The 18,139-nt window shown below is 35.6% G+C and carries 12 protein-coding genes; 9 read left to right on the top strand and 3 right to left on the bottom strand.

Features of this window, described 5'->3' with window-relative positions; translation table 11 throughout:
• Nucleotides 1–26: 26 nt before the first annotated feature.
• The 3 genes from qoxA to ACIQXF_RS06065 all read right to left on the bottom strand — a co-directional run bounded on the left by qoxA (nt 27) and on the right by ACIQXF_RS06065 (nt 3,454).
• Nucleotides 27–956, bottom strand: coding sequence for a cytochrome aa3 quinol oxidase subunit II (gene qoxA, locus ACIQXF_RS06075; protein WP_402780200.1), 930 nt, complete (start codon nt 954–956; stop codon nt 27–29).
• Between the two features lie 824 nt (nt 957–1,780).
• Entirely contained in the window at nt 1,781–2,623 is an 843-nt protein-coding gene (locus tag ACIQXF_RS06070; protein ID WP_402780198.1) for a DUF2785 domain-containing protein, read from the bottom strand.
• Nucleotides 2,624–2,986: 363 nt separating this feature from the next.
• Complete coding sequence (locus ACIQXF_RS06065) at nt 2,987–3,454, bottom strand: hypothetical protein (RefSeq protein WP_402780196.1); 468 nt, start codon at nt 3,452–3,454, stop codon at nt 2,987–2,989.
• Between the two features lie 285 nt (nt 3,455–3,739).
• Here ACIQXF_RS06065 and ACIQXF_RS06060 point away from each other — a divergent pair, with 285 nt between their 5' ends.
• The 9 genes from ACIQXF_RS06060 (at nt 3,740) to ACIQXF_RS06020 (ending at nt 17,969) form a co-directional block, all read left to right on the top strand.
• Nucleotides 3,740–4,729, top strand: coding sequence for a DUF3196 family protein (locus tag ACIQXF_RS06060; RefSeq protein ID WP_402780194.1), 990 nt, complete (start codon nt 3,740–3,742; stop codon nt 4,727–4,729).
• A gap of 111 nt (nt 4,730–4,840) precedes the next feature.
• Nucleotides 4,841–6,130: a trigger factor gene (gene tig / locus ACIQXF_RS06055; protein WP_402780192.1), complete on the top strand. Its 1,290-nt coding sequence runs from the start codon at nt 4,841–4,843 to the stop codon at nt 6,128–6,130.
• Nucleotides 6,131–6,716: 586 nt separating this feature from the next.
• Nucleotides 6,717–7,988 carry an ATP-dependent protease ATP-binding subunit ClpX gene (gene clpX, locus ACIQXF_RS06050; RefSeq protein WP_402780190.1) on the top strand — a complete coding sequence of 424 codons (1,272 nt, stop codon included), beginning with the start codon at nt 6,717–6,719 and terminating at the stop codon, nt 7,986–7,988.
• A 229-nt stretch (nt 7,989–8,217) separates the two neighbouring features.
• Nucleotides 8,218–10,542: an endopeptidase La gene (lon, locus tag ACIQXF_RS06045; RefSeq protein WP_402780188.1), complete on the top strand. Its 2,325-nt coding sequence runs from the start codon at nt 8,218–8,220 to the stop codon at nt 10,540–10,542.
• A gap of 4 nt (nt 10,543–10,546) precedes the next feature.
• Entirely contained in the window at nt 10,547–11,128 is a 582-nt protein-coding gene (gene yihA, locus ACIQXF_RS06040; protein WP_402780186.1) for a ribosome biogenesis GTP-binding protein YihA/YsxC, read from the top strand.
• A 233-nt stretch (nt 11,129–11,361) separates the two neighbouring features.
• Entirely contained in the window at nt 11,362–11,535 is a 174-nt protein-coding gene (locus tag ACIQXF_RS06035) for a YjfB family protein (RefSeq protein ID WP_283869002.1), read from the top strand.
• 161 nt (nt 11,536–11,696) lie between these two features.
• Nucleotides 11,697–13,364, top strand: a complete 1,668-nt coding sequence (locus ACIQXF_RS06030) for a hypothetical protein (protein ID WP_402780184.1) — start codon at nt 11,697–11,699, stop codon at nt 13,362–13,364.
• 220 nt (nt 13,365–13,584) lie between these two features.
• Nucleotides 13,585–15,033 (top strand): S-layer homology domain-containing protein, encoded by a 1,449-nt coding sequence (locus ACIQXF_RS06025; RefSeq protein WP_402780182.1) that lies wholly within the window; start codon nt 13,585–13,587, stop codon nt 15,031–15,033.
• Nucleotides 15,034–15,050: 17 nt separating this feature from the next.
• Nucleotides 15,051–17,969, top strand: coding sequence for an S-layer homology domain-containing protein (locus tag ACIQXF_RS06020; RefSeq protein ID WP_402780180.1), 2,919 nt, complete (start codon nt 15,051–15,053; stop codon nt 17,967–17,969).
• Nucleotides 17,970–18,139: the final 170 nt, after the last annotated feature.

Genomic DNA, 18,139 nt, shown 5'->3' with positions numbered 1-18,139 from the left:
GGATGCGCTCCTTTCAGTTTTAAAAATTAATGTGAATGTGTTTCTTTAGAATTTTCTTGTGAATCAGTCGAATGATCTTCATGGTTCATGTTAGAGTGATCCATTTCATCTTCAGACATGTTCATATCGCCATGTTCCATTGGAGCAGGACTAAAATCTAAGTGTGTAGATGAATAGCTTGAACGACCAACGTGTTCAGCTTTTAATAGTTCATCAAATTTTTCTTCTGTTAATGGTTTTTCTTTTGCTTTTACATCAGAAGCCCATTTGTCGAAGTCTTCTTGTGACATAGATTGAGCTTCAAATTCCATTTCGGCAAATCCACGACCACTAAAGTTAGAGTTTCGACCCATAAATGAGCCAACCTCGTCTGCTGCAAGGTGAATAGTTGTTACCATGTCACTCATCGCATATTTTTGACCAGCTAATTGAGGAATCCAAAAACTTGTGATTGGTCCGAATGAATATAGTTTGAATTCAATAGGACGGTCAACTGGAATATTTACATAGTTCACAGTTTCAATTCCTTGCTCTGGATAACTAAAATGCCATTTCCAGTTAGAGGATGATGCATAAATAACAAGTGGCTCTTTATTGTCATAACCCTCTGGTTGTGACTCTACCGTACTTGTTGTTCTTACTGTAACAATTGCTAAGAATGCTACGATGATAATAGGGATAACTGTCCATATAATTTCAAGTAGATGACTACCCTCTTCGTGAGGTGGCTCATAATCGGCAGGTGCTTTTGATGCACGGTATTTTGTTAGCATAAATGCTAAAAGCACATACACGACTAGTAATATAAAGGCCATTGTAATAATGGATAAAATAATTGTGTCTGATAATGTTTTGGCGTTTGGTCCTTTTGGATCAAAGATTGTTAGCGGTTCACAGCCAGCAAGAATTGCAAGCGCACCAAATGCAACAAACATTAAGCTTAACTTCTTCTTCATGTTTGACTCCTTTCTATAGGGCGGCTATTCATAAATTTTATGTGTTTTGTTTTAATTCACATTTACAAATAGTGAGTATTAATGTCACCTCTTTTATTTGGTGTACCAATCAAATAATCTAAAATACTTACAATGCAATATGGTTCAATATGAAACATTCAATCTAGTATTTAATTGGTCTAGTGCAAGCGTTTGCAAAGCCATTGATCTGTGCAATCGACTTTTTGACAATGTGCCTTTATCGATAGACCCAAATGTCGATGTTTGCAAATTGGATTATACGCCCCGCTTTAAAGAAAAAAAATTATTTTGTTATGAATTTGATAGCAAACAGGGGTCGAATATGAACATTTTTTGAACAAAAAAAGTTATTTCAATATTGGTATTTTTGTGCTTTGTAAAATAAACACTGTTGAAACGTTGGAAATACTGAGTTTATCACTTTTACCTAAGTAAATAAATTTTTTTGTGAAAAATCCATTTCACATTTTAGACGCTATTTTGTAATAAAATCGCCGTTAAATTAAGGGGTTGAACACATTTTAGTTGCGTTTTTTTGAAAAAAAGAGTACTTGGAGTATAGTTTTTAGGATACTTCAGGATAAATTTTCAATGTATGGATTTTATGTAAAGGGGTAAAATGGAAGTTGGTATTAATTATGTTAATATAATTACATACTTTCATAAATAACCAAATTTTAGGATAACTATATTTTGCTTGAAAAGTAAAAATAGCAAGCTAAGGATGTCCCTAGCTTGCTATTTTTGTTATAGAAGAGAAGATAGATGTCGCCAAGTAGGAAGATGCTGAGTTTTACGTGAATTTAAGCCCCGAGCTTTAGCCATTTTGCTACTTGTCCATAGATAGCATTTTGAAGTTTTGGTGCTCGGTTATTCATTTTTAAGGCAAAATACAATGTTTTCATTAAATTTAGGGTACAGGTACGGCCGCTAAAAAAGCTTTCATTGTAGCCTTGCGTTATTAAATGCATTTCAAATTTATCGAAAACTTGCTCAGTAAATTCTATTAATGCTTCCTCAGAGTAGTTACGTACCAACAATGCTTCAATAATATTAACTAGGCGTTCTTCCTCATCATTCACATAGACTGTATTCTTCCAAGTAACTAGCTTTAATGCATGCAAGATTAAAGGTGCATGTTGTAGATCAAATTTAGGATGTTTAATTGTTATTGCTGCTAAATCAGCGCCATGTGCAATACTGTGTGCCCACCCTTTATCTTGAACATGACCTCTTGTATCTTTTTCCAATAATAAATAACGGCCAATCTTTTGAAAGAAAGTTTGTAGACAATCGTCATCTAATATTAGTAGTTCAGCATCCTTGGCGAGTATATTTGCCACCAATAAAGCAGAGAATGATCGTGTAAAGACGTTATCTGAAATATCTTCACCTATATGGAGATATAAAAAATTTTCGTCTGTTGCTGTATCAAATAAAAATTGAAGCTGTTGTGTGCTCAGTAAATTGTCACTAAGTAAATCCATAAATGTACGATAAATTAGTTGGTCACGTAACTGTGCGTCTGTTGAGCCAATGTGGTTTAACATTTCTTGCAACAGCCAATCGCCCTCTTTTAACATAAATTCTTGACGTGCTGGAAGCGTCATAGTTGAAAATGATTGTAATGCTTCTTTAATATTCATACGTAATTCCCCCGAAAAAAAGTGAGTTCTCCTAAATGAGCAAGATTCCACCATGTACTCATAAGTATACTTCCTTTGCTGTTATATTTTTTACAATGCACAGGTATAGTAAAATGCTTATTTGGAGCTAAGTATTTTCATTATAGCGCCTTTTCGCAATAAAATTGTTGATTTGAGATGTTTTCTAGTGATATAGGAGCATATTTACAATAGGAATTCCAGATTCTATAGAAAGTTGATATGATAGATACGCAACAAATAGGACAAGCTAAAAAGACATACCTATATAAGTATGTCTCGTTATAACTTCTTTCAGGAAATAAAGCGAAGCGGCAGCTACAATTATGCCGAGGCATAATTGATCTAGAAGATAACAGCCGATTTAATCCCAAGTGGCCATTCAGTAACTGTATGTTGATTTGTTTCTAATTCTACAAGAAGATTTGCATTTTTAATGGCATCAATTAACCACTCGCTGTAATGGAGATTAGGTTGGGGATGCTGTAAGATTCGTTCCATATCTTTTTTGTCGATACTTAGAAGCTTATAGTCGCATTCAATATGCACACTTTGGGGAATAATAAAAAGTGACTCATATTGGTGTCCTATTGATATGGATCCAGGAATGTTACCTTGGATACTAATAATATGCGTGATGGCTTCTTGAGTATAAAAATCAATTTTTGTACGTGTAAGTAATTCGAATTCTATCGGATAATCCTCCTGATGTGGACCATCCGCAGTAGAAAATGAAACAACTTTAATTGATAGTGACTCAAAAGTTGGAGAGATGTGACTATCAAATTCACTAACTGTATCCATTAATTGCATGTATTCCACTCCTTGTGAAGAACTTGTTTTCTTGATTGCAGACGAGGATAGGTGCCTGCAATTTAGTAATAAATGATAGATATTATTAATTATAATACAATTTATTACAAAATATGAATATGAAAGCAATAGTTTTTTATTAAAAAAGTAGGTTTTAACTTCTTTCAGCAGAAGTCTAATTGTTGATTTTGGTTAACATATCCAGTAGAAACCCGATTTATGGTTAGGAACCAATTTTTTTGTAGATAATCCAATAAGAGAATTAGTGGTAAAGAGGTGAGAAAAATGACAAAGCGAAAACGGCATGTTATAAAACATGACAATATTGTTGTTTTTCCAGGTGCTGTTCAGACATTGATACGTGAAGGACATATGTATGCGGAAAATTACCAATATGAAGAGGCTATAGCAAGCTTTGAAAAAGCATTTTTATATGAAGCAGGAGATGAATTAGCATTAAGTGCATATGCATACGCTTTATATGAAACAAAGGCGTACGACAAAGCTAGAAATATTTGTGAACAACTACTGGCTATGGGTACAACATTGTATGTCGAAATTATGGAACTGTATATTACTGTATGTATGCAGTTAAAGGAATACCATCAAGTGGAGTCGTTAATTTCGACATTACTTGAAGAAAATGTACTTCCGGTAGAGCAGCTTGAGAAATTTGAACGTTTGAGAAACCTGAATCGAGAAGTTGCTAGAAATATTCGAAAACAAGAAGATGCTCAGCAAATTTTAGAGGAGCAAGAATATGAGCTAACGAAATTTAGTGAATTAACACCGGATGAACAGTCTATTCGATTGCATCGCTTAATGGATACAAATGTGCGTCAATTAAAGTCACCTTTGAAAGCTATTATTGAATGTTCAACAATTCATCCATTTGTTCAGAGTTTAGCACTTATATTATTAGTGGAACAAGAGGTGTCAGTTGACATTACTGTCTCCAAATTTGATCAAACAATGATGATTAATCCTACTAAATTAGTGTTACCAAATCAGTTGCCTCAATATAGAGCAGTGAAAAAAGTAATTGAAGATAAATTAGAGCAAGACCCATCAACGTTGGAGATGGTACAATATTTAATGGCGAAACATGCCATTGTAACGTATCCGTTTGAATGGCATCCATTTGAAGCCGATGATATTGCCTATAGTTACATTGATTTTGTACAATCTATGCTTGGAAAAGTGCAGGAAATGGACTATGAAATCATCGACTTTTTACAAATGTTAGAAAAACTAACAGAACTACATGAAGTATGAAATAAGTTGAAACTATACGCATCTATGTTATACTAAAATGGTTGTCAAAATCGTAGTTACGAAAGAATTGTCTAACATTTAACTTGATTATTTATTTGGAGGTATTTATACATGTCAGCAAAATGGGAAAAACAAGAAGGTAATATCGGTACTCTTACAATCGAAGTATCTGCTGCAGAAGTAGACGCAGCAATGGATCAAGCATTCAAAAAAGTTGTTAAACAAATTAACGTACCAGGTTTCCGTAAAGGTAAAATGCCTCGTAAAATGTTTGAACAACGCTTTGGTATTGAATCTTTATACCAAGATGCATTAGAAATCATCGTTCCTGATTCTTATGCAAAAGCTATCGATGAAGCGGGTATTATGCCAGTTGACTATCCAGAAATCTCTGGTACAGAAAACTTCGTACATGGTCAAGATTTCTCATTCACAGCTCAAGTAACTGTTAAACCAGAGCCAAAACTTGGTGAGTACAAAGGGTTAGAAGTTGCGAAACTTCCAGTGGATGTAACTGACGAAGAAGTAGAAGCACAAATTCAAGACCAATTAGCTCGTAAAGCTGAGCTAGAAATTAAAGAAGACGAAGCAATCGTAGAAGGCGATACTGCTACTATCGATTTTGAAGGTTTCGTAGGTGAAGAAGCATTTGAAGGTGGTAAAGGTGAAGACTATCCACTAGAAATTGGTTCAGGTTCATTCATCCCTGGCTTTGAAGAGCAACTTGTGGGTGTGAAAGCTGGCGAATCAAAAGATGTGGTTGTTACTTTCCCAGAAGAATATCATGCTGCTGAATTAGCTGGTAAAGAAGCTACTTTCAAAGTAACTGTTAAAGAAGTTAAAACAAAAGTACTTCCAGAATTAAACGATGAATTCGCTAAAGAATTAGATCCAGAAGTTGAAGGCGTTGAAGCTTTACGCGCTAAAATCAAAGAGCAAACTGCTACTCAAAAACAAGCAGAATCAGATGCAACTCTTCGTGATGAATTAGTAGAAAAAGCTGCTGACAATGCAGAATTCGAAGTACCAGCTGGTATGATTAACTCTGAAACTGATCGTATGTTACAAGAATTTGGTCAACGTCTACAAATGCAAGGCATGAACTTAGACCTTTACTATCAATTCTCAGGTCAATCAGAAGAAGATTTACGTGGACAAATGAAAGAAGAAGCGGAGAGCCGTGTACGCGTATCTTTAACACTTGAAGCTATTGCTGAAGCAGAGAAAATTGAAGCAACCGAAGCTGATATCGAAGCTGAATTAGAAAAAATGGCTGCTCAATTTAACATGACTAAAGAGCAAATTACAGGCGCATTAGGCGGTACTGCTGTTCTTGAAAACGACATTAAAATTCAAAAAACAGTTGAATTTTTAGTAGAAAACGCTAAAATTACTGAATAAGATTTTTTTGTAACTTGATAGTTAGCTGAAAAACAAGGTACGGCATTAAACCGTGCCTTGTTTTATCACATATATTTTAGTTTAGGTTAATGCCTAACCCTCTTTAATATTCATTTCCACAGTAATTATGTTGAAAGAGTTACAATCAATTCACCATAAAAAATATCTGCCAAAAAAAGACTATTTTTAAATGGGGTATAGGAACCGCTTATAAATCTCATATACATAGTGTTGTTTGACTTTTCACACGATGCTAAATTTTAACTTCATTCAGCGTCTTTAAACATGTTCTCTTCTGAATGAGGTTAAGCCTCTGGGAAAATGTAGTAGATTTCAAAAAGGCTCTATAACTTTTAAAGCCATGAACAAATTGAAGAGGGAAAAGTGAGTCTTCATATGGCGAAAAATCAAAGCAATTAGATAATTGGTATCTTTGCAATAAATGTAAGTTTATCTATACTAGAGATATCTTAAGTTTTTTTAAAATTACGAAGCATAATCGCTGGGGTTTAAATGACGCAGACAATTTATTTGATAAAGATTCAATAATCTTGTAAGATTGTTGCTTGAATAGGGGTGAAACATATTGTTCAAATTTAATGATGAAAAAGGCAATTTAAAATGCTCTTTCTGTGGAAAACCACAGGAACAAGTACGTAAATTAGTTGCAGGACCAGGTGTTTATATTTGTGATGAATGTATCGAGCTTTGTTCAGAAATCGTTGTAGAGGAGCTAGGCGTTGAAGAGGAAATTGAATTCCAAGATATTCCAAAGCCGAAAGAAATCTTAACGATTTTAGATGAGTATGTAATTGGACAAGAGCGTGCTAAAAAAGCTTTAGCAGTTGCGGTTTACAATCACTACAAACGCATCAATACAAATAGCAAAATTGATGATGTTGAATTAGCAAAATCGAACATTGTGTTAATCGGCCCAACTGGAAGCGGGAAAACTTTATTAGCCCAAACTTTGGCACGTATATTAAACGTTCCTTTTGCAATTGCAGACGCTACTTCTCTTACAGAAGCAGGTTATGTTGGTGAGGACGTTGAAAATATCTTATTAAAATTAATTCAATCAGCAGATTACGATATTGAGCGTGCTGAAAAAGGTATAATCTATATTGATGAAATCGATAAAGTTGCACGTAAATCTGAAAATCCATCTATTACACGTGATGTATCTGGTGAAGGTGTACAGCAAGCACTCCTTAAAATTTTAGAAGGTACAGTTGCAAGTGTTCCACCACAAGGCGGGCGTAAGCATCCTCATCAAGAGTTTTTACAAATAGATACAACAAATATTTTATTCATTGTAGGTGGAGCATTTGATGGAATTGAATCCATTATTAAACGTCGCCAAGGTGAAAAAGTAATTGGCTTTGGTTCAGATCCAAACAAGATAGATGTGGATGAAGGATCGATTATGGCAAAACTAATTCCAGAAGATTTGTTGAAATTTGGTCTTATACCGGAATTCATCGGTCGATTACCAGTACTTGCAAGCCTAGAACAATTAAACGAAGCTGCGCTTGTACAAATTTTAACGGAGCCTAAAAATGCGCTGGCTAAGCAATATCAAAAAATGCTTGAACTAGATGGTGTTGAGCTTGAGTTTGATGAAGGAGCCCTTGCTGAAATTGCAAAAGAAGCAATTGAACGTAAAACGGGTGCACGTGGTCTTCGTTCAATTATTGAGTCAACAATGCTTGATGTAATGTACGAACTACCTTCACGTGAAGACGTGAAAAAATGTATCATTACGGCAAAAACAATTACGGATAAAGAAAAACCGAAATTGCTTCTTGAAGATGGCACTGAACTCGATGAAGGTAGCGACACAAAAACTTCAGCATAACAAACAGACATAGCTGTCTATTGTTATGAGAGAAAGAGTAATTTAGCTGACTTCGATTGTGCAGTTCGCACATATCGACAGTCAGCTTTTTATTCATTCATACATAAAGCCATCTGTAACTAGATGAAATTTTTGGCTCGTTTGATTAGCTAGTGTGAATCGGCTTTTTAGACACATACTAGTAGCGCGGGATGTAAACAAGAAAATTTTGACGGAGGTGAATACCCGCATGGTGACAATACAAAAAACAACAAATGTACCATTATTGCCTTTACGTGGACTCTTAGTATACCCGTCGATGGTGTTACATATTGATGTGGGTAGAAATCGTTCTGTAGCGGCGCTGGAACAAGCAATGTTAGAGGACCAATTGATTTTATTGGTAACACAAAAAGAAATGCATGATGAACAGCCAGAAGAGCAAGATTTATATACGATTGGTACGATTGCATATGTCAAGCAAATGCTAAAGTTACCAAATGGAACACTTCGTATTTTAGTGGAAGGTGTAGCACGTGCATCATGGTCTAACTATCGAGCATTAGAAAAATATACGGTTGTTGACATCGATGTGAAAGAGGAGACAATAGCTAGGGATGTTGAAACACAGGCTTTAATGCGTACGTTGTTAACGTATTTCGAAAGATACGCGAAAGCCTCTAATAAGATTACATCTGAAACCATTAGTACTGTGGCAGATATTGAAGATCCAGGTCGTTTAGCTGACATCATTGCATCGCATTTGCCATTTAAGATTGCTGACAAACAAGAAGTATTGGAGATGCTCAGTGTAAAGAAACGTTTGGATCATTTAATTATTCGTTTACATGATGAGCAAGAAGTGCTTGATCTTGAAAAGAAGATCAATACAAAAGTGAAGCAATCAATGGAGCGTACGCAAAAAGAATACTATTTACGTGAACAAATGAAAGCTATTCAAACGGAGCTAGGAGATCGTGAAGGAAAAACTGGCGAAGTGGCTGAATTACGTAAGCGTATTGATGAAACAGGGATGCCAGATTCAACAAAAGAAGCAGTGCTTAAAGAGTTGGATCGCTATGAGAAGTTACCAGCAGCTAGTGCAGAGAGTGGTGTAATCCGAAACTATATTGATTGGATTGTATCATTACCATGGACAAATGCTACTGAGGATCGCATGAATATCGCACATGCAGAGGATATTTTAAATCGTGACCATGACGGATTAGAAAAAGTAAAAGAACGTATATTAGAATATTTAGCTGTACGTCAGTTAAAAAAATCGTTACGTGGACCAATATTATGTTTGGCTGGCCCCCCAGGTGTAGGTAAAACGTCCTTAGCTCGATCTATTGCAGAAAGCTTGGATCGAAAATTTATTCGTATTTCGTTAGGTGGGGTACGTGACGAATCAGAAATTCGTGGTCATCGTCGTACGTATGTCGGGGCAATGCCAGGTCGTATTATTCAAGGTATGAAAAAGGCAGGGACAATTAATCCGGTTTTCTTACTCGATGAAATTGATAAAATGTCTAATGACTTCAGGGGGGATCCTGCAGCAGCAATGCTAGAAGTTCTAGATCCAGCGCAAAACAATACATTTAGTGATCATTACATCGAGGAGCCATATGATTTATCGAATGTATTATTTATTGCAACAGCCAATGATTTAAGTACAATTCCTGGACCATTACTTGATCGTATGGAAGTTATTTCAATTGCTGGCTATACAGAAATCGAAAAGGCACAGATTACAAAAAACCATTTAATACCAAAGCAATTAAAAGAGCATGGCCTGAAAAAGACTCAGATTATTATTAAGGATGAAGCGGTATTAGATATTATCCGTTATTATACACGTGAAGCAGGTGTACGTGGACTTGAGCGTCAAATAGCAACACTTTGCCGTAAAATTGCAAAAATCATTGTTTCTGGTGAGAAAAAACGGGTAACAGTTAACTCGAAATCACTAGAAGAGTTACTTGGCAAACATCGCTTCCGTTATGGGCAAGCAGAGAAAGAAAACCAAGTTGGAGTGGCTACTGGACTTGCCTATACGACAGTTGGCGGTGATACACTACAAATCGAGGTATCATTAACACCTGGTAAAGGAAAATTGCAGCTAACTGGGAAGCTCGGTGATGTCATGAAAGAATCTGCTCAAACAGCTTTATCTTACGTCCGTACAAAAATGGAAGAGCTAGAGGTGGATGCGGAATATTTTGAAACACATGATATTCATATTCACGTTCCAGAAGGGGCTGTGCCAAAAGATGGCCCATCTGCTGGTATTACAATGGCAACAGCAATTGTTTCTGCTATTTTACATCGTCCGATACGCCGTGAAGTTGGCATGACAGGTGAAATCACATTACGTGGTCGTGTACTACCAATTGGTGGTCTAAAGGAAAAAACTCTTAGTGCTCATCGTGCAGGCTTAACGACAATTATTTGCCCAATGGATAATGAGCGAGATATTGAGGATATTCCTGAAAGTGTACGCGAGCAACTTACATTTAAACTAGTGTCATCGGCTGATGAAGTATTAGCCTATGCACTTGACGGAGGTTTTTAAGAAAATGAAAGTCCATAACGTAGAAATGGTCATAAGTGCGGTAAGACCAGACCAATATCCAGAAGATGGACTGCCAGAATTTGCATTAGCCGGTCGTTCTAATGTAGGGAAATCTTCCTTCATTAATCGAATGATTGGGCGCAAAGCATTAGCACGTATTTCTTCTAAGCCTGGGAAAACACAAACCCTGAATTTTTATAAAATCGAAGAACAGTTATTTTTTGTAGATGTTCCGGGCTATGGCTATGCTAAAGTTTCGAAGACTGAGCGAGAAGCATGGGGAAAAATGATTGAGCGCTATATCACAGGGCGTCAAGAATTAAAGGCGGTCGTACAAATTGTTGATTTACGACATCCTCCTACAGCTGATGATTGTATGATGTATGATTTTTTAAAGCATTACAATATTCCGTGTATTGTTATTGCTACAAAAGCAGATAAAATTCCGAAAGGTAAATGGGATAAGCATAAAAAGGTAGTAAAAGAAACGCTGAATATGGAGAAAAATGATCCTCTTATTGTCTTTTCTTCAGAAAAAGGAATTGGCTTTGAAGAAGCTTGGCGTACTATCGAAAATAAAATGTAATTTAAAAACATCTATTGCGTCTAATATTTAGGACAGTAGATGTTTTTTTATTTTTATCCTTTAGTGAAAGCCATCAATAATGTCGATATGTTCGAAAGCTTGGAGCTAATAAAGAGACAGCAACAAACAAGGCACTAATGATTTGTTCCATATACGAAAGTTATAGAGAAAAATGGAGAAATCGCTTGATGAATGTCACATTTGACCGATAAATTAGATAGGAGGTGGACAAAATGGATATCGCAGCTTTATCAATTGCAATGAATCAAGCAACTTTAATGCAAAATGTATCTCTAGCTGTAACAAAGCAAGCAATGGAGATGCAACAACAAAATACAGAACAGTTAGTTGAAATGTTAGATGCTCCACATCCAACAGCAGGACATACAATTGACATTCAAGTATGATGAAGGCAAGGTAGCTTGAAATTGAAAGCTACCTCTTATGTTTAATAGGGTAGCTTTAAACAGAAAGTGCAATGCGCTAAAATGTAATTTTTGGATAGGAAAAACTACCAATAATACGATATACTATTTATTAATGACATATTTTAAGGAGGCGGGATTTGTTGAAGAAGATCCCATACATACTACTCATTCTATTACTTGCGGTTCTCGGATTTTCATCAGGTCAAACAGCTAAAGCTGCTCAAATGGTGACAGCAACCTTTGTTGATGTAACATTTACAGAATATGCAAATCCAAACGGAGTAATAGAAAAAAAGCTTAGTAAAATTACCCTGCAAAATGCAAGTGGTCGAACAATTACCTACAATATTGATAACAATACTCGTTTATTTATTAATAAAACGTCTACAACCATTGAAGGCTTTAAAATGGGGATGGAAGTAGAAGCAGAAATTTCCCTTCGCAGTGTTGTTGAGCTTCGAGGTACTTCTAATGCCCCAGGTGCCGCAGTTGATTCTAATAGTCCATCGACCGTGGGAAGTGCTAAAACAACAGCTGGTGTAGTCACTAGTATTGATCCAAATGGTTTATACATTATGTTGAAGCCAGATGTTGGAGTGGAAACAACCTACTATATAAATAAGGAGACGAGCTATCAAAAAAGCTCTTCAGCAGTTGATATTAGTGCGCTGTACGTTGGGGATCGGGTTAAGCTTAATTTTAAAAATCGAAACACATCTATTGTGACGAAAATAGAAATAAGTGAAACTGGTACATTAGTTGAAAACTTATACAAAGGTGAAATACAGTCTGTCAATCCCAATGCAAATAAATTAACAGTGAAAAATCAAAATGCCTTTGTAAACTGGCAATTTGGTTCACAAGCAACAACGGCTCTTTCAACAATGGATTTCACCTCAAAAGTACCGATTTATGTTGGAAATACCAAGGTTGATAAAGGTCAGTTGAAAAACTATATTGGAAGCGAAGCATACTATGCGACAGTTAAGCAATTTGGTAAAGAAGTGATTGAGAAGATTGTTGTCTTGAAAAACAATGAGCGAACTTATTATGAACCAATGCTATCTGTTGATACAGACTATCAACTTTTAAAACTAAAATCTGCAGGTACAATGTACTTCCATAATGGCACGATTTTAATTCGGAATGGTCGTTTAATTGAACCTACTGGATTAATGGCCTATGGTACAGCCTTTGTTATTGCTGATGGTTCTACTCGTGATCATTATGCACAGGTAGTACAAGTGACAAGTGATAGTTTTATGTCACCAAACTTATCGGGACATGAATTATATTATGGACGTTTATCACAAGCTGATGGCTATTTAATTGAAATTGACGATGCAATGAAGATCGAATCGAATGTATTCAAGAATACAGATCATACTGTACTTTCTGTTAGTAATTCAACAAAGGCAAAGGTTGATGATGTAAACAGAACTTATAGTATAATGCCAGATATTGAGCTTCACTTATTTGAAGGGGATTATGGCTATTTCTATGTAAAAGATGGCCATGTACAGGCTCTTCATATACTGAATAATGCTAAACCAGTTGCGCCTTTAATGCTGACAGGTAAGCTGCAATCTGTGAAATCGACTTATCCAGCTGTTATTAATGTTAAGAGTGTTAGTCAATGGCAAGATGGTCGTTGGTATGAAGCTGGGGAAATGATTGATATGAATGTCGACCAAGCAACACTTATAAAAGCAGGTAAAGTTATTCAGCCATCTGACTTACAACCATCTGATCGTTTAGTTGTATTATCAGACCGATTTGTGAAAGCCCATTTTATATTAGTAGATTAACGTTATTTGAGTTTTATAAACTAAAAATCTGCGAGTCTTGTGCGAATAGTATTGCAAAAAAATGATGCCAGCTTATAAGGAATTGGATATTTCGTATATGCTAAAGCGCTAAATTGTGAGTACTTTCGGAAGACGAGCAGATTTTCACCTTAATAAGCATATTCGACAGCTTCATTATGCATAGATGCATAAATGCAGAGTAAAAGAGAGGGAAAAACGAATGCAAAAACATTTATTTAAAATAATGTTAGTGGTTCTTGCAGTTTTTGTGATTGGAGCTACTATCCCAGTGAATGCATCTGCCGCTTCACTAGAAACTACAGGTGCTGTAAAGAATGAATATACATATGAGGAAGCAGTTTTCCTTACAGGAACACCGATTATCTTTAAAGGTACTAGCAAGGACATTAAAATTGCAGAAAAAGAGTCAAAGGGAAAACTAACTGAAACCTATAGCATGAAGTTAACAGCAAGTAATGGGGCTACATTGACACGTAATATTGCTTATGAATCAGATGTTATAGATTACGCGACGCTTGGTCAAAAAACTTCAAATGGTGAAGTAAAGAAATACACTGAAAAAATTACTATTGGATCCACAACATATACATTAGTGGATTACCAATTCTCTCAAGGGACAGTTACGGATAATCGTGCAGCATCTGATTATTATTCTGGAAATGTGATTTCTAGAAAAACATACTCCTATAAGACTGGAACGGGAAATAGTGCAGCACAAAAAACAGTAACAATTGACACGGATAGCCGACATGCAGGCTATGAAAACTTTTGGGGTGCAACAGAAACACAAATTACGGAATCCGTTTATTCGTATAGTGATGGTAAGACAAGCCATGTGAAAAATCGTTTATCTACAAGTAAATCACGCGTCTTAAATTTCGAGGGAAATCTAGGGACTTTAGGGAGCTTTGACGGTGGATATGCGGTTGTGAGTGAAAAGGACGTTATTTCTGAATATACGTATGATTTAGCCTCTGGACAAAAAGGTACTGTTGACTTAGATGCAAAATACATGCCGACCATTGAACGTTTAATTATTCCTAAGTTCCGTGATTTATCAGGTCACTATGCAAAGGAAGCGATTGAAAAATTATATTCTTTAGGCATTTACTCTGATACAAGTAACTTCTTCTCACCTAATACACCAATGAAACGTATTGACTTTACAACGGCTATTGGTAAAGCTGTCGATTTGCGCGTGTTTGAAGAAAAGAAATCTAAAAAAACACCTTCAACAAGTGTGTTCAAAGATTTAAAACGTTCTGTAAAAGATTATGGCTATATTGAATCCGCATTAAATAAAGGTATTATCAAAGGGGTTTCAGCTGATTACTTCAAACCTGATAATGCCATTACACGAGCGGAGGCTGCTACAATTTTTGTACGTGCTTTAGGACTTGAAAATAGAGCGCCAGATCCAGGCTATGTAACAAAATTTGCAGATGATAAACAGATTCCAAACTTCGCAAGAGACGGAATTTATATTGTAAACGAACTAGGTTTAATGATGGGTGACCCGACAGGCAGATTTAATCCAAATAAACCACTAACTCGAGCAGAGGCGTCGGCAGTACTAGAACGTTTCTTGAAATATTTAGAGAATGACTTAAAACAAAACTATCGAGATGACATATTGTTCTTTAACTAAAGAAAGGACTGAAATGAATGACATATGCTAAAAAGGCATTGCTATCCCTACTTTGTTTCGTACTAGTCCTGATGACAGCAACTCCAGCTGTTACTCAGGCAGCTACGACAATAAAGGATGTACCAACAAATAATAGTAATTACAAAGCTATTTCATGGGCAGTTGATAATGATTTAATTGCATTGAATAGTGCTAATAACTTCCGACCAAATGAACAGATAACGGATCGAGAGCTTGTCTTAATGTTTGCAAAGCTTGATCGTAATTATGCGTTATCCTATATCGATAGCGTAGCCTATAATTTCTATAGTGAATTATTTTTACCTTTTAATGGAACACATGTGACAGCGAATCGTTCAAAAGCAGTTACACGTGGTCAATTTGCACGTATCTATGCTGCATTCAAGGGCTTAGATTTAGATGAACCACAAGCAGTACAATATTTGTATACAAATGATATTACAACAGGTAGTACGGACAAAAAGACATTTGCCAATTTTAATCCTTCTACTAAATTAACTCGTGGGGATATTGCTGCATTTTTATATCGCGCTGTTCAAAATGGTTCTTTTGCTGTTCAGGGGCTAAAGCGAAGTGCGGCTGGCCGTGATAACGATAAAATCACTTTACCGCCAGGTTTCATGGGTTCAAGTAGCGCAGAATTTGAAGAGCCTAAAGATAACTCCAGTGACTTTACTGGTCCAGAATATGTCAATAATGCATTGCAAAGTATCGAAGTTGAGAAACCGGATTTAATTGCTAATGATGTTGATTCAACGCTTGTTACGGTTTCTTTAAAGGCTTGTAACGGTGACCCGATTGCTGATGATAAATCTTATACGTTCCGCGTTACTTCGTTGCATGGAGCAATCGTCGATACTGCCGGTGACGAGGTTAAAAATGTCCAATCCGATGGTTCGACAGTATCAGCTATTGTTGTAGCTCCAAAATTAACAAAATCAGTACGTGATACAATTTCTTTTGAATTGATTAACAATACGGACCCAAGTATGAAATGTCTTGTAGGTGAAAAACTAAATGCACAAGTACGTTACTCACCGCAACCAGAATTACGTATAGATTACCAAGTATATGATCCTGAAAATACCGATGATAATGGAAGTGTGATACCTCCATATCAAACAAAAGAAGATATTCCAGAGTTTTTTACGGAAAACATAATTGATGTTTATAGTCCTGTTCCTTTAGAATCTGATCACTCAGATAGAAAAGTTTTTAGTATCGGACAGCAAACAAATGTAAAGGATATTTTAGGCAATGTGCAAAATATGTATTTAAGATACGGTGGCAATGATCCAAAATATCCAGCATTAGGCTATGAACATGCTAAATTACAATTTGAAAACTACGATATTTCAGTTTACTTATTTGAAGAACTATTAAATCGCCGTTTGCAGGACTCTGTGACGAATCCTGCTAAAACTGAAATTATGTATATGATTGCTGATGATGGTAATCCTATATATCGTGTTCAAGGAATTGATGATGACATTGCCTCACAGGTTGAGAATATAAACCCAGTCGGTGCCATCATTCAACTGATGAACCATATGCCTGAGGAAAAGAAATTAACGCTAGAGCATTATGATAGTGTAATGAAAATTTATGCTATCTTAACAAGTTTGAGTAACTATGATCGTACAGTATTATTAAAATATCAAGGTGGTAAATTACTCGGTCAGGTAGAGGCATATAAAAAGCGCGTTGAGGCATTAAAGGAAAGTGCTGATGCGGCAGCAAGACCATCTGGTAAAGATCGTTACACAAAAGTAATGGTTACATTAGTGAGACCAGGTGGAGAACCTATTACTGACTATCAAGGAACCGTGAAAATTAAATTCGACGGTGTTGAGAAAACAGCTTCATTTGTTACGAATACTTCGGATTATTTAGATAAAACAGGAGGACCGGGAACAGCTGTAGCTTACTTCGACTCAGTTATTTATGGGAAATCTAAAGTTGAAGCGACACTAGTCAATGCAATTGATCCACGTTATGCAACAATATTAAAAGATTTAAAAGATAAAATAATTACGAAGGATATTTTCACAAATCCTCACTTTAGTAAAAATTCTTGTTCTTTAGCAACAGAGGTTGCATATGTAGTTGATTACTCATCTTCTATGAAGGCCGTTGATCCAACAAATTATCGCGGTAAGAAAATGATGGAAGTCATCAATCAAATTAAGGCTAAAAATAATATTGTCATTGAAACAAACACAAAAGCTACTTTACTTGGAGAAGGTACTACTGACGATGTATTGAAGAAAGATCTTTATAAAACATCAAGAGATAAAGGTGCTACAGATATTTTTGCAGGTATAGATTTAGCACTAACTAAATTCTCAAAAGACACGAGGACTTCAAAAGCTATCATTGTTGTATCAGATGGCAAAACGAGTAAATCGAAGATGACAACAGTAGTCAATGAAGCATTGAGCCAAGGTGTGAAAGTTTACACAGTAAGTATGGGCAAGAAATCGCAAATCAATGATGCTACGTTAATGCAATTGTCTACGCAAACTGGGGGTACTTATTTCCATGCAATTGATAACTTACAATTACATCAAGTTTTACAAAAAGTAATTGATTCGATTTTATGTAAAACACCTTCTTCAAGTTGTATAAATCCTGAAGATTTATTTGAAGAGGCGACTGTCTCGTTACGTAAAGGTTATATCACGATGAATGCTCGAATTGGTAATTGTCCAAATGTTGAGAAGGTTAATGTACGCTTCAATTCTATTAGTGGCGATGTACAATTTGATTTGCAGAAGCGTAGTGATAATGTCTATATGCTGACTAAAACAGTTCAAACAATGCAAGACTTCAAAGTTAATAGTGAAATTGATGTTATAGCATATGATAAAGATGGTAAAATTATAGCTATAAAAACCGTAACAATAACTGATTAATAGATAAAAAACTGCTCCTACTCTGTAAGATTAAGTACAAGTAATTGTACATTATGTCTTATTCAATAGTGTTTCTTTTAAAATGTTACACATTAAATGAAAATGCACATTACTAAATGCAAATTTTAGTGATGTGCTTTTTATTTTTTTCTAGATTTTTTGTAAGGATT

It is taken from the genome of Lysinibacillus sp. NPDC097231 (genome assembly GCF_044761885.1).
GTDB lineage: Bacteria > Bacillota > Bacilli > Bacillales_A > Planococcaceae > Lysinibacillus.
Note: the sequence above shows the minus strand (reverse complement) of the source record. Positions and strands in the feature narration are given on the sequence as shown.